This window comes from Natronincola ferrireducens, from assembly GCF_900100845.1.
In the GTDB taxonomy this organism is placed as follows: Bacteria; Bacillota; Clostridia; order Peptostreptococcales; family Natronincolaceae; genus Natronincola_B; species Natronincola_B ferrireducens.
In genome coordinates this window covers 27,874-41,620 of sequence record NZ_FNFP01000007.1, presented here as the reverse complement: position 1 = coordinate 41,620, position 13,747 = coordinate 27,874, and the positions used below count along the sequence as shown (strand labels likewise).

14 protein-coding genes are annotated in these 13,747 nt (G+C 35.6%); 1 reads left to right on the top strand and 13 read right to left on the bottom strand.

All coding sequences use genetic code 11. The features are described 5' to 3' along the window. Positions 1 to 2 precede the first annotated feature (2 nt). Genes BLS22_RS12200 through BLS22_RS12190 form a run of 3 tightly spaced genes read right to left on the bottom strand, consistent with a single transcriptional unit; the run spans position 3 to position 3,036 of the window. Entirely contained in the window at positions 3 to 857 is an 855-nt protein-coding gene (locus tag BLS22_RS12200; RefSeq protein WP_090554064.1) for an ABC transporter permease, read from the bottom strand. Next, positions 850 to 1,809: an ABC transporter permease gene (locus BLS22_RS12195; RefSeq protein WP_090554061.1), complete on the bottom strand. Its 960-nt coding sequence runs from the start codon at positions 1,807 to 1,809 to the stop codon at positions 850 to 852. The genes BLS22_RS12200 and BLS22_RS12195 overlap by 8 nt, the downstream gene beginning before the upstream one ends. A gap of 3 nt (positions 1,810 to 1,812) precedes the next feature. Then, entirely contained in the window at positions 1,813 to 3,036 is a 1,224-nt protein-coding gene (locus tag BLS22_RS12190; RefSeq protein ID WP_176762170.1) for a pyridoxal phosphate-dependent aminotransferase, read from the bottom strand. A gap of 541 nt (positions 3,037 to 3,577) precedes the next feature. On the opposite strand from BLS22_RS12190, the gene BLS22_RS12185 reads away from it, so the two are divergent. After that, the gene (locus BLS22_RS12185) at positions 3,578 to 4,123 is read left to right on the top strand and encodes a biotin transporter BioY (protein ID WP_090554056.1); all 546 of its coding nucleotides are present in this window, start codon (positions 3,578 to 3,580) and stop codon (positions 4,121 to 4,123) included. A gap of 287 nt (positions 4,124 to 4,410) precedes the next feature. Here the strand turns inward: BLS22_RS12185 and BLS22_RS12180 are convergent, their stop codons facing one another. The 10 genes from BLS22_RS12180 to deoC all read right to left on the bottom strand — a co-directional run bounded on the left by BLS22_RS12180 (position 4,411) and on the right by deoC (position 13,746). Continuing rightward, positions 4,411 to 5,172: a DnaJ domain-containing protein gene (locus BLS22_RS12180; RefSeq protein WP_090554053.1), complete on the bottom strand. Its 762-nt coding sequence runs from the start codon at positions 5,170 to 5,172 to the stop codon at positions 4,411 to 4,413. Between the two features lie 50 nt (positions 5,173 to 5,222). After that, positions 5,223 to 5,615, bottom strand: coding sequence for a 6TM ABC transporter family protein (locus tag BLS22_RS12175; RefSeq protein ID WP_090554050.1), 393 nt, complete (start codon positions 5,613 to 5,615; stop codon positions 5,223 to 5,225). 387 nt (positions 5,616 to 6,002) lie between these two features. Beyond that, positions 6,003 to 6,209 carry a hypothetical protein gene (locus BLS22_RS12165; protein ID WP_090554044.1) on the bottom strand — a complete coding sequence of 69 codons (207 nt, stop codon included), beginning with the start codon at positions 6,207 to 6,209 and terminating at the stop codon, positions 6,003 to 6,005. Between the two features lie 414 nt (positions 6,210 to 6,623). Then, the gene (locus tag BLS22_RS12160; protein ID WP_244269546.1) at positions 6,624 to 7,139 is read right to left on the bottom strand and encodes a chromate transporter; all 516 of its coding nucleotides are present in this window, start codon (positions 7,137 to 7,139) and stop codon (positions 6,624 to 6,626) included. A 55-nt stretch (positions 7,140 to 7,194) separates the two neighbouring features. Continuing rightward, complete coding sequence (locus BLS22_RS12155; protein ID WP_280139583.1) at positions 7,195 to 7,755, bottom strand: chromate transporter; 561 nt, start codon at positions 7,753 to 7,755, stop codon at positions 7,195 to 7,197. 166 nt (positions 7,756 to 7,921) lie between these two features. After that, positions 7,922 to 8,764, bottom strand: coding sequence for a YjjW family glycine radical enzyme activase (locus BLS22_RS12150; RefSeq protein WP_090554036.1), 843 nt, complete (start codon positions 8,762 to 8,764; stop codon positions 7,922 to 7,924). A 6-nt stretch (positions 8,765 to 8,770) separates the two neighbouring features. After that, positions 8,771 to 10,294 (bottom strand): YjjI family glycine radical enzyme, encoded by a 1,524-nt coding sequence (locus BLS22_RS12145; RefSeq protein ID WP_244269544.1) that lies wholly within the window; start codon positions 10,292 to 10,294, stop codon positions 8,771 to 8,773. A gap of 185 nt (positions 10,295 to 10,479) precedes the next feature. Next, positions 10,480 to 11,610: an anaerobic sulfatase maturase gene (locus BLS22_RS12140; RefSeq protein ID WP_090554033.1), complete on the bottom strand. Its 1,131-nt coding sequence runs from the start codon at positions 11,608 to 11,610 to the stop codon at positions 10,480 to 10,482. 125 nt (positions 11,611 to 11,735) lie between these two features. Further along, positions 11,736 to 13,058 (bottom strand): pyrimidine-nucleoside phosphorylase, encoded by a 1,323-nt coding sequence (locus BLS22_RS12135; RefSeq protein WP_090554031.1) that lies wholly within the window; start codon positions 13,056 to 13,058, stop codon positions 11,736 to 11,738. A 22-nt stretch (positions 13,059 to 13,080) separates the two neighbouring features. Then, positions 13,081 to 13,746 carry a deoxyribose-phosphate aldolase gene (gene deoC / locus BLS22_RS12130; RefSeq protein ID WP_090554030.1) on the bottom strand — a complete coding sequence of 222 codons (666 nt, stop codon included), beginning with the start codon at positions 13,744 to 13,746 and terminating at the stop codon, positions 13,081 to 13,083. Between the last annotated feature and the right edge of the window lies 1 nt (position 13,747).

Genomic DNA, 13,747 nt, shown 5'->3' with positions numbered 1-13,747 from the left:
CCTTAATTTTTTAATCTTGGATCAAGAGCGTCTCTTAGTCCATCCCCCAGCACATTTAATGCATAGATAGTTATCATTATGGCAAGTCCAGGGAAAGTCGTCATATGCCAGTAATCTCTTATAAACTGACGAGCACTTGAAAGCATTGAGCCCCACTCTGGTGTAGGTGGCTGAATACCAAGTCCTAAAAAGCTAAGTGCTGATGCTGAAAGTATAGCTCCTGCTACTCCCAGTGTAGCCTGTACAATTATTGGTGCCATACAGTTCGGTACAATATGCTTTAATATTATTCTAGTATCGGAAGCTCCTATACAACGAGCTGACTCCACAAATTCCTGATCCTTTATAGTAAGAACCGATGATCTTACAACTCTAGCGTAACTAGGTACACCTCCGATAGATATGGCAAGAACTAGGTTAAGTAGTCCTGGCTTCAATGCCGCTGCTATAGATATGGCAAGAAGCATTCCTGGTATGGCCATAAGAATATCCATAGCTCTCATGATTACATTATCTATTTTGTTGCCGTAATACCCTGAGATAGCTCCTAACAAACCTCCAAATACAATTGAAGCCCCTACAGAAGCAAATCCAACTAATAAAGAAATTCTGCTTCCATAAATAATTCTACTTAATATATCTCTTCCAAAATTGTCGGTTCCTAACCAATGCTGTGCATTTGGAAACTGAAATGTTTTTTCATAATTCTGAAGATCATATGGATAGGGTGCAATAAAATCAGCAAATACAGCACTCAATACCATTACTAGCAATACTATCAGAGACAGCATAGCTGATTTGTTATGAACCAGTCTTGTCCATGCATCACTCCATAAACTGTTTTTTCTGTTATTCACTGTGAGCTGCTCCCTTCTTTATAGTTTTGTACTGTGATTTGATTCTTGGGTCTATGTATCCATATAAAATGTCTACAAATAAATTAACAAAACTAAATGATATAGCCAAAAACAGTACTCCACCTTGAATAATCATATTATCACGTATCTTGATTGCATCTATTATATATTTACCTATACCAGGAATAGCGAATACTGATTCTACGAGTATAGAGCCTCCTAATAAAGCTCCAAACTGCATACCTATTACTGTAACTACTGGTATCAGTGCATTCTTAAGGGCATGTACCCATATTACTATAGATTCCTTCTGTCCTTTTGCTCTAGCTGTTCTTATATAATCCTGCCTTATAACCTCTAATAAACTTGATCTTGTCATACGCATGATAGTTGCAGCACTACTTGTACCTAAAGTAATGGCTGGTAAAATCCAGTATTTGGGTCCGTATGAACCTGAGGCCGGTAGCCATCCCAGCATTACTGAAAAGAAAATTACTGACATAAGCCCCTGCCAGAAGTTTGGCATGGAAACTCCTACCAGTGATATGGCTGTTGCAGCCTTGTCAAATATTGAATACTGTCTTGTAGCTGATACGATACCCATGGTTATGCCTAAAACGGTAGATATAAAAACCGAATAAAATGCTAACTTCAACGTTATAGGGAAACGCTCAACAAGCTCATTTAGAACTGGTTTTCCTGTATTGTAAGACTTGCCTAAATCAAATTTGAATACAACATTTTTTACATATCTAACTAACTGCACAAAATATGAATCATTTAAGCCTAAGTCTTCTCTTAATGCTTCTACTGCTTCCTGTGTTGCGTTCTCACCAAGAATTAATCTTGCTGGATCGCCAGGGGTTAAATACATTATTGTAAATACTATAAAAATAACACCAAGTATAACAGGTAACATCATCAATAGTCTTTTACCTATATATTTTAACAACTTTTACACCCCTTTATATCCTTTAGAATATGCAAGCTTTGTCAATGCCTTTTTTATATCTTCTATACAGCCTCTTAAATCATCAGTACTTCCCAAAACTCCATGTACAATTCTTATATATCCCTCTCCTTGGAGACCATATGGTTCACCAATATTTACTGCTACCTTGGCTTCTTTTATAAGATAATCAACTATTTCCTGTGATGAACCAAGCTTTGAAACATTAATCCAAGATAAGAATCCTGATTCTGATTTATGGACAACTATCCCAGGCACATCCTTTAAAAGGTTATAAACCATATCTCTTCTTTCAAGATGTACTTTAAAGTACTCTTCTAGGAAACTGTCATCTTTCATGGCTTCTATGCATCCGATCTGAGCAGCTGTATTTGTAGCACCTAACACTGAAACTGTAGCTGCATACAGCTTATCCATGATTTTATCATCTGCCACTATATATCCAACTCTGTATCCACTAAGTCCCATTCCTTTAGAAAGTGAAAATACTGTTAATGTTCTCTCCCACATGCCCTCAAGGGCTGCTACAGTTACCATTTCTATATCATCAAAAACTGGCATTTCAAATGCCTGATCAACTACAAGTATCAGATCATTCTCTACAATAAAATCCCTAAGCTGTTCTAAACACTCTCTTCTATATACAGTAGTAGTAGGATTGTTTGGATTGGTTAACACTACCATTTTGGTCTTATCTGTAAGTCTTTTCTTGAACTCATTAATATTTAATTGAAAATTATTCTCCTCATAAACTGGTACTCTAACTATTACACCACCCAATATGTCAGTATTCTGAAAATTGTTGGGATAGCTAGGGTCTACAATCATAATCTCATCACCATTCTGTACAAATGGAAGCATAGCATAAAATAATCCTGAATCAGAACCAGGAGTAATTAAAATATTTCTCTTTGGATCTGCTTTTATACCATTGTATTTTAATAACTTCTTTGATATCTCTTGTTTTAGTACCATATTTCCAATAGGAACAGTATAATGACTTGAAAATCCATTTTCTATTACTTTTATGGTGGCCTTTTTAACATGCTCTGGAATCGATGAATCTGGATAAAATGGGTCTGCCCATGCCATTAGTCTAACTCCATCCTTCTGCATATTATCATAAGCATCACCTACATCTGCCTTTGATACTGATGAGAATAATCCTCCATCAATTTTCTGAAATGCCTCTCTCATTTTATTGTTCATTATAATTCTCCTTTGCCTATATGTAGTAATAAAACTTTCTATAGAATAATGTTTGTATTGTATTGTATTGTATTGTATTGTATTGTATTGTATTGTATTTGTAAGCGATTTATATATATGTTATATATTGCATATATATTCATTATTCGATATAAATTTACAAATTTAATTGTTTATTAGTTTACCATATGGAATTAATTGATACAATAGGATATTGATCTAAAAAAAGAATTCAGAAATCTTCAATAGCTTTAAAATTAAATATTTTTAAAGGTGTTCATCAAAATAGTCATCAACCTGTGGTTTAATATAATTACCACACTCATACTAACTAAGGTGCTATTGACCATGACTAATTATACAAAATCCATTTCTTTTATAAAATCCTATAGTAGCCTTTTTTTGTATTCATATGCAAATACATTTTCACAATCGCATTATTAGTAAACCTATATAATTTAACAGGTTGACAATTCTGTTCGTATAAAATATAATTACATACAAATGAATAACTCATATATATACAAGAAAGGATGGCATTATGAAAAAACAAAAAACAATTACTCTTACTCTAATCAGTGTTATGACTGCGGTTACCTGTATTTTGGGACCACTTTCTATTGCAATTCCCATTTCACCAGTTCCAATTTCCTTTACAAACCTTGCTATTTATTTTTCCGTTATTATACTTGGCTGGAGAAAAGGAACTGTCAGCTACTTAGTTTACCTTATGCTTGGATTTGTAGGTATGCCTGTTTTTTCAAGTTTTTCATCGGGTCCTGCTAAGTTGTTAGGTCCAACTGGTGGATACCTGATTGGTTTCATCTTTATGGCGTTGATCGCCGGCTTCTTTGTGGATAAATTTCCAAACAAAATCCATATGTATGTATTAGGCATGGTGATTGGAACAATTGTCACTTACGTCTTAGGTACAGCCTGGTTAGCATATCAGGCAAATATGACTTTCAAAGCAGCTTTATCTGCAGGTGTAATTCCATACATCATGGGAGACATTGTAAAGATTGGAATTGCAGCTTCCTTAGGAACCACAATAAAAAAACAGGTACAAAGAGCTGGATATCTATAATTTATACAAAGCCTTAATCACTTAATATTTGAGGGAAAAGAGGAAGCTACTATGGACATTAAAAAACTATCACAGGAAATATTGTCGACCAGACAAAGAAATGATTACCTAGATGGGATTTCGTATATAGTTGCTACTACAGGGAATAAGTAGCTGATTAGCATAGCAATCTAAAAATAGTATAGTCTACTATCCAAGTTCTAAAGTATATTTTGTGATTAATAAAAATTTAACCTCTATGTTCAAGGGGGGACAAATGTTATGTCCCCCCTTCTCTCAATAACTATTTATATGTTTTTATACCGTTGTATATTGTCATCATTTAGAAACTCATATGCAGCAGTAATCCCTTGAAAAATCTCTGTTGCATTAGGAGCTTTGCTTAAGTCTGGATGGTACTCTTTTGCCTTTTTTCTATAGGCACTTTTAATTTGGGATTTATCTGCATCATAGGCTACTCCTATAACATCACAGCTTCTCTCATACTTATTTTTAAACTCAATATTGGGGTTTACAAACCCATGACCATAACCACCATAGGTTCCTTGACTACTTTGGTGATTTTGTTGATACCATTGTTGTTTAAAACGTTCTTCCCATTTTCTTTGTTGTTCATAATAACGACGTTGTTGTTCTCTTAGTTTCTCCTCTTCTGCTTTTTTGTAGGCTGCTTTATATTCATTAAAGGCTTTATATTGATAATTTGTTCCATCCATAAGGTAATTGGCAGTATTAAATAGAAACTCCGTTGTAATATATTTTAAGTATTTCAAATAATATACAAATTTACCCCCAACCATTAAAAATGTCAATAAAAATAGTATAGTAGATAACCCTACAGGATTCATCAATATCCTCAAGCCTAAATTAGCAAATAGTAAAAAAACCAAACATCCACCCATACTCACTAAAGCTAGACAGCCTTTAAAAAAACTTCCTACAAACAGCACCATATTCTCAATTAGCTGTATTAAACTGTCGATTATGATACCTAGTACCTTGGCTATTCCATATAAAATTTTACCTAAAATCTTTTTGATTAACCTCATCTACAGTTACCTCTCCTTATGGCCTTAAGCTTAGCTGAAGGCTAGTCTGATTAGGTCTTTCTAGTGAACTTATCTTTACACTTGGGGCATGTTATGAGGATTTTTCCTTTACCCTTTGGAACCCTCAACATAGCCTTGCACTTAGTACATCTATAATATCTATGGGTTTTTAAACCTTTGATAGTGCTTTGAACTTGTTTTAACTTAGAATAAATAGGACTTACAAATATGGCAAACCTATAATTCTCCATCCTACGTTTTTGTAGGTTCCTTGAAAATATTCTATAGACAGCTATAAATAAAGGTACATAACTTATGGTAATTAATATTGGTATTCTAACAATTCGGCTTATCAATGTTAAAATCATAGATAATACAAGTAAAAAAATAGAGAGCTGATCCCCTCCATATCTTCCAATCATAAGCTTTCTTAACCAGTTCATTATTATCACTCCCAGTAAATACTAACTACCATGCTTGATAGGTTATACCATTTTATAAAATGATTATGGTATCAAATAAGTAAATTTGCCTACTAAGTAATTATATATGTAAAGATACTGCAACTCAAGTATATTGAATATTTTTTATAATAAATGTACAGAAAGTCCTCTTGCTAAATAATGATCTCCACCTATCTATTGTACTTATTTTAGACATTTTTGATGGGTATAAAGGAAAAAAACTAAAGAAATTGGAACTATATATAACAATACTGATAGGTTCATTATGGGGATGTGTTATTTATCGATGGGTTTACTTAAAGGGTGGCAATAAAGAAAACCCAATAAAAATTTGGATGAAAAAATTTACTGGGATTATGATTTGAATTAATTGGAACCTCGAGAAAAAAGAAATAATATTCCAATAATTATAATTGTAGTAATAAGTTTATTAACAAATCCACCCTTTGTTAATCCATTTAAATCACCTATCATTGAACGGTTTATTGAATCCGCTAAATTAATCATTGGATTTTTTGTATATTCTTCTATTTTGCGTTTATCTTCTTCATATTGCTCATCTCTTTTATCCATAAATTCACCTCCTTATTATCCCCCATCAGCTAATATATCTTTTTTATTCCCACAAGCTTTTTTCCATTTATTTTTATCATCCTGTTTATCCTTCGGTGTATTGCTAAGACTCCCACTTCTTAAGCGGCAGATCAAGCACTATATCCTCGAAGTAAATTCGGCTACAATTCAGAGGGAGTAAAAACTCCCTCCGAATTAAGTCTCATTTTATAGTTGTTATCTATTATTATACCTTTTGTTAAAGGATAAATAAACAAATATCGCCATGTTATTTGATTTGCCGTGTATATTTGGTTATAGAATAAAATAGGCTACCAAGTTTTAGTAGCCCATTTATATGGATCGATAAAACCACTTATTTTATCTTCTCCTATCATTTCATTTATACTTTCCTAATATTTTTCAATAATTCCATCAAAATATATAAAATAATACTATACCCATAACTCCAGAACCAATAATAACAAGTATAGGATGTATTTTAAACTTCATAAGAACAATCAATGTTGCAACTAATACTCCAATGCTTCCAATATCTATAACACTAAAGGGATTGATTAATAGGTTCTTGAAAATATTAGTTGATAAAGGCACTTTTAATATAGATGTCTCGGCTACAAGCACTGCTGCTGTTATGATTAATCCTGTAATAACTGGTCTGATTCCATAAAATACCGCAGTATTTACAGGATGTTTTTGAAACTTGAAAAAGTATTTTGATATAAAAAGAATTAGAACAAGGGATGGTATGGCAACACCCACGGTTGCTATAGCCCCTCCAAGGAATCCAGCAGTCTTGTATCCTACAAAGGTTGCAGAATTTACTGCAATAGGCCCTGGTGTCATCTCGGCTACGGCTATTATATCCACAAATTCTGAAGGACTAAGCCACCCGTTTGACTCTATCTCCTTTTGTATAAGAGGTATCATAGCATAGCCTCCCCCAAAACTAAAGAGTCCTATCTTTATAAATGTAAGCAGAAGTTTAAGATATATCATATTTCTTTTCTTCCCTTTCTAAAGTCCCGTTTATCCTTGAAGGACACCATAAATAAACGATAATACCTGCTGCTGCACCGCCTATTATCACAAATATGGCATGGACATTGATTAAAATTACAAGTATCACTGCAAGGACTGTGATTAAGGCAGTTAATCTATCTTTTATAGAAGATTTTCCTATCTTGATAACTGCCATGAGTATGAGGGCTACTACCGCCGACCTTATGCCTATAAAGGCGGCTTGGACTATTGGATTGTTCTGAAACCTACTGAAAAAGGTTGCTATGATTGTTATTATAATAAAAGAAGGAATTACAACTCCTGCTGTAGCCGCAAGTGCTCCTGGTATTCCAGCAATTTTATATCCTATAAATGTAGAGGAGTTAATGGCAATAGCCCCTGGTATCGACTGTGATACAGCAAATATGTCGATAATCTCCTCCTCTTTGACCCAGGCTTTATTAGCTATCATTTCCTTTTCAATTAAGGGAATCATGGCATATCCTCCCCCAAAAGTGAAAAGTCCTATTTTAAAAAACACCATAAATATATCTATAAGCAATTTAAATTTGCTTTTTTCATACTTCATGCTACAAAACTTCCTTTCCTCATTCCTTTATCTTGTATTCTATTGTATCGAAGTTTAATAGAATTGACAAAGGTAATATAGAGAAGTAGGGCTTCCTTTTATTACTTTCACCGAAGCCTTTTCATACAATCATTACATTGGTAAATCCATTGCTTAAAGCGATATCCTTCAACCGCTGCATTTCAGTATTGTCAGGGGTGCTAAAGTCTGCATACTCTTTACGGACTCCATTGGAACGATAACAAATCAACTTATATCCTATGTTATACTTTTTAGCATAGGGTTTTAAGAGTTTTGATATTTCTTCAACCGTTTGTTCATTGGGAAAAGCCCCTGGCACCACAACAGTTCTAATTTCATACAGTTTTTTATTACTAGCTAGATAGACAGCATTTTTCAGCACCATTTCATTGTCTGCACCTATTAAACGTCTATGGGTATCAGGGTCAAATACCTTTATATCCAGCATAACCCCATCTGTGGATTCCAGTAGTTCTCTATCCATAGAAAAATCATAACTCCCGTTACAATCAATCATGGTAGTAAGGTTCAATGCTTTTGCCTTTTGAAATATTTGGGTAATAAAAGAGGCATTTAGTGTGCACTCCCCTCCAGATACTGTAATACCTCGAATAAAAGGCATGGCGTTTTTTACCTCATCCATTACCTCATCTACATGCATAAGTTGTGTTTTGGGGGTACTTAACTGATGACATGCTGCTAGACAGTTGTCACAGTCAATACATATATCCTTGTTCCACTGGATTTTGTGGGATTTCATAGAAAGGGCATCCACAGGACAAGCCTCTAGGCATCCACCACAGTGGGTACATAGGTTAATGGTTTCAGGATTGTGACAGTAGCAGCAATTAAAGTTGCACTGCTGAAAAAAAATCACTATTCTATTGCCTGGTCCATCCACTGCACTGCTTTTAATGATTTTATTTATCATTACCTTTTCCATATACTGCTACCTTACCTTCCGTTGGAGGATGTTACAATTCTTTACAGCACCTAATCCTAAAGCCACCGTATCATGTTGGACGGCTATGCCTTGATTAAGTTTTTCAATATCAGATTTTTTCACAAGATAGCCTGTGATTCTGATTACGTCACTGTCCTTTGAGTAGATGGAGAGATATCTAATATCAATGTCCCATGCTCCCTTTAAAATGTCCAGTATACTATCAAGATTTTTATTGGCAGTTGTATCAAAGGGAAAGATATCACCTGTGCCTGAAGGAAAATATTTATGAAATAGAGCAGCCTGTCTCAAATGGGGGTATAGCTCAGGTTCCTCACCTATTGGAATTCTTGTTGCAGGACTCACCCCTTGGTCACTGTCAATTCCAACCTGCCCATGAAGTAGAAATTTGCCCTCTGAAAATTCACAATAAGGATTTTTATGGGTTCCAACTAATTTTTCAATTACTTCCATTATCTCTATCCCCAGGTCATCGGCAGCTTTACTGTGTCCAAAGCGTCCCTGTATACCTTCCTTCTCTAACAATATATTCACCGTTTCAGCCATTCCCACAATCCCAAACATACCTGTAAAGTTATCCCTATGGATAAAACCTTCCTTTACAAGAAAATCACTCTCAAAGAATTTGCTTTCATTAATAAGAAAATCTATTCTGGCATCCATAAAACTACACATAACCTTAATGGCATGAGGTAATTGTTTCTGGATAAAGTCCTCTTTTGAAACAGATCTTTCTGCAATCTTCTTTAAAATCAACCTGCTAAGAGTATATGCTCCGCCACCAATCTTCAAGCCGTTATAGCAACTTGCAATAGCATATTTATCCTTGAATTCTTTATCATACATTTTGTGATTGGCAAAACTGGGTTTGGCACAATTAAGGGCTGTCTTGATACACTCCAGTGCAAAATCATCTGGGGTGATGTCTGGATCATATTTTAACGTAATATTTGGGGTAGAGTTTTGAAGCTCCCGTTCTACTTCTAGGATAATCCTCCCTGCCTTAGTTGCCCTTGGTCCAATATTTGCATGACAGAAGGAGTCGGAAATAGTTCTATCCACATGAAGTAAAAAGTTTTTAATTATCTTTTTTGCCTCTGCTTCATCAGTAATGAATGGTTCTAAAAGATAGTCAATGTTTCCAATATACACAGGGAAATGAGTAACAGAGGGAACATGCTTATAAAAAATCAATAGGGTATTTACCGCCTCATATAAATCCCTGGGGGGATCTAATCTTAAAAATTTGCATCCCTCTGTCATCAGCTTCTCATAATCAGGAACAATGTACCTGGGGGCATAAGGAGCTTGTCCTTCTCCAAGATCACAAATAATACCACTTTCCATCATATCCGCGAAATCTTCTGGAAGATCTATAACACTTAAAAAATTCTCTGCATTTTTAGCAAGGGCCATGACCTTCTGTTCATGAGTCAATGTGACATTTTTAATAACATCAAGGATTTTACCCTGTCTTTCCATTAGCTGACTATAGAATTTTTCCATCATATGATTATCCTCCTAATTGTTAATTCAGCTTCACTGCTTATTTGTTACTGTATCTATTTAAACAGTTTACCCTTCGATGTAGTGCTAAGACTCCCGCTTTAGCAAGTGGGAGTCTTAGCACTACATAAAATAACCTAAGCTATAATTCATTGGGAGTAAAAACTTCCTCTAAATTAAGTTTTGTTTTATCGATTGTACATCTTCTGCTTTGCCATGGTTGCTATCTCTTGTAATCGTAGCATAGCATGATGAAAGAAGTCTTGGAATGCTCCACAGAATACGTTCTCCCCAAAGCTTCCATCCTGCAACTGCTCTTTATTCCTCTTGCATCCTCCACGACAAAGATAAAAATATTGACAGTTTTTGCATTTATCATGATGGGCTAAAGATGAGGTAATAAACCCATTGGTCAATCGTTGTTTGTTCAGCTGCTGATAGGATTCAGTGTTGATATCGCCCAGCTTATACTTATCCAATACATAGAAGTCACAGGGATAGACTCCACCATCCCCCTCAACCACATACTGTATCGAGCATGTACCTGCCATATCACAGGATTCAGGGGGGTATCCCATTAACATAGCAACGAGATTTTCAAAATAACGGATATAAATATAATTGCCCTTTTTCATATCCTGATACCATAAATCAAATAGGGTTTTCAGAAACTCCCCATACTGCTGAGGGGTCAAAGAAAACTCCTCTCCTCCCTGCGGGGTTTCCAAGGGGTCAAGACAAGGTATAAACTGAAGATATCTAAGATTGTTCTTTTTATAAAAGTCATATATATCATCAATATTTTTTGCAGTTTCAGCATTAACTACTGTAAGAACATTGAACTCCACTTTATACTTGTTTAACAATGCCACCTTTTCCATAATTCTATTGTGGGTACCTTTTCCTTGCATATCCATACGATAAGCATCATGGGTAGTCTTTGTACCGTCAATAGACAATCCCACTAAAAAATCATTTTCCCTAAAGAACTCCGCCCATTCCTCATTCAACTCATACCCATTGGTTTGAATAGAGTTAGAGATTGGAAGCTTTTTATAGTTATATTTTTCTTCATATTTTATAACATGCTTAAAAAATTCCAATCCTGCAAGAGTTGGCTCTCCCCCTTGAAAAACAATGGAACACATTCCTTCAGCATAGTTCAAAGCTTTACGTATGGTATGTTCCAATGTTTCCAGCTTCATGATGCCGTAAGATTCCTGTTGACGGTTTTTAGTTACGTCCTTATAAAAACAGTATTTACAATGCATGTTGCACAATCCTGATGCTGGTTTAATCATTATACTTAACGGTGGCATTGGTTTCCCCTCCCTCTAAATGACTATCTCCTTACTTCCTTATAATAACTTATAGAATGGGTACGCTTTCATTATCTTTACCCGTAACATCTCATTATAGATGTTACGGGTTTGTTTAGTCTTTATTAAAACTTTTCTACTCCATCAATGGTGACTCTTGCATAAATTAAAGGAGTAGCCTCAGGTTGTTCTCCACCAATGGTAATTCCTTGTTTTAGCATGTCTTCAGCAGTTTTAACTGCATTTTCTCTAGAGGTATACAACACTGCAAGTGGCTGACCCTTCCTTACCTTGTCCCCTAGTTTTGCCTTTAAAATAATGCCTGCACTATAATCAATAGTGTCTTCCTTGCTCTCTCTACCTGCCCCCAGCACAACAGAGGCAATGCCACAACGTTCAGTATCCATTGCTGTAATCCAGCCATCCTTCTCTGCCAGAACTTCCTGTACAATAGGTGCCTTCTCAAAGAGCTCAGTATTATCAATGACTGATACATCTCCACCCTGAGCAGCAACCATCTCTTTGAATTTAGCAAAGGCTCTTCCGCTTTCTAAAGCATCCTTTGCAAGATTCATACATTGCTGTAAATCACCTTTTCCCGCAAGATACAGCATATCAGCAGCAAGGTGCAAACAAATGTTGGTAAAGTCATCGGGTCCGTTACCCTTTAAAGTGTTTACTGCTTCAATTACCTCTAAGGAATTTCCGATTGCATTCCCTAAAGGTCTATCCATGTCGGTAATTAAAGCAACTGTTTTTCTTCCTACATGCTCACCAATGGACACCATTGCCTCCGCAAGCTCGATGGAAGCATCAATTGTTTTCATAAATGCACCACTGCCTGTTTTAACGTCCAGCAAAATGGCATCAGACCCAGCGGCAATCTTTTTACTCATGATACTTGCTGCAATTAGAGAAATATTGTCCACAGTTGCCGTAACATCCCTAAGGGCATACAGCTTTTTGTCAGCTGGCGCAAGGTTTCCTGTCTGTCCAATGACACTTACCCCTATGTTTTTTACAATATCAAAGAAATCTTCTGTTGCAATAGATGTAGTTAGATTTGGTATGGATTCTAGTTTATCCAATGTCCCACCTGTATGTCCCAGTCCACGACCCGACATTTTGGCAACAGGAGCTCCGCAGGAAGCAACAATAGGACCTATTACCATGGTGGTTTTGTCTCCTACGCCTCCTGTACTGTGCTTATCCACTTTAATTCCAGGGATTGAAGATAGATCTACCATATCACCTGATTGTGCCATATATTTAGTCAGTATGGAGGTTTCATGGCTATTCATTCCTTGAAAGTATACCGCCATCATAAAAGCAGAAGCTTGATAATCTGGAATTTCCCCCTTGGTGTATCCGTCAACGAAAAATTTTATTTCTTCATCCGTCAGCACTTCACCGTTTCTTTTCTTCATTATCACATTATACATTCTCATGATTAACCCTCATTTCTATTTCTTAATAACCTTCAACTTCCTGATTTTTAAGAACCTTTACAATTGAGCTTGTTCCTAGTCTAGTGGCACCCAATGTGATAAAATCCTCTGCATCCTTTAAGGATTTGATTCCTCCTGCTGCTTTTATACCCATATCTTTTCCTAGATTTTCAGCAAATAGCTTTATATCCTCTCTAGTCGCTCCCCCTGTAGAAAACCCTGTAGATGTCTTGATAAAGTCGGCACCTGCATTTGTTACAGCTTTACACATTGCTATTTTTTCTTCCTTGGTTAAAAGGCAGGTTTCAATAATAACCTTCAAGATTTTGTTCCCTACAGCTGTTTTTATAGCTCTAATCTCATCCTCCACAGCCTGTAGATCTCCAGACTTCAACAAACCTAAATTGATTACCATATCAATCTCGTCTGCACCCTTAGATATTGCATCTTTTGCCTCTAACACCTTTATTTCAGTAGTATTATAACCATTTGGAAAGCCAATAACAGTACAAATTGCCAGTCTGTCCCCTACATACTGCTTTGCTGGTTCCACATAGGAAGGGGGAATACAAACGGAAGCAACCCCATATTTCATTCCATCATCACAGATATCTTTTATATCCTTCCATGTAGCAGTAGTATGCAATAAGGTGTGGTCTACTTTAGACAAAATTCTCTCTATTTCCATT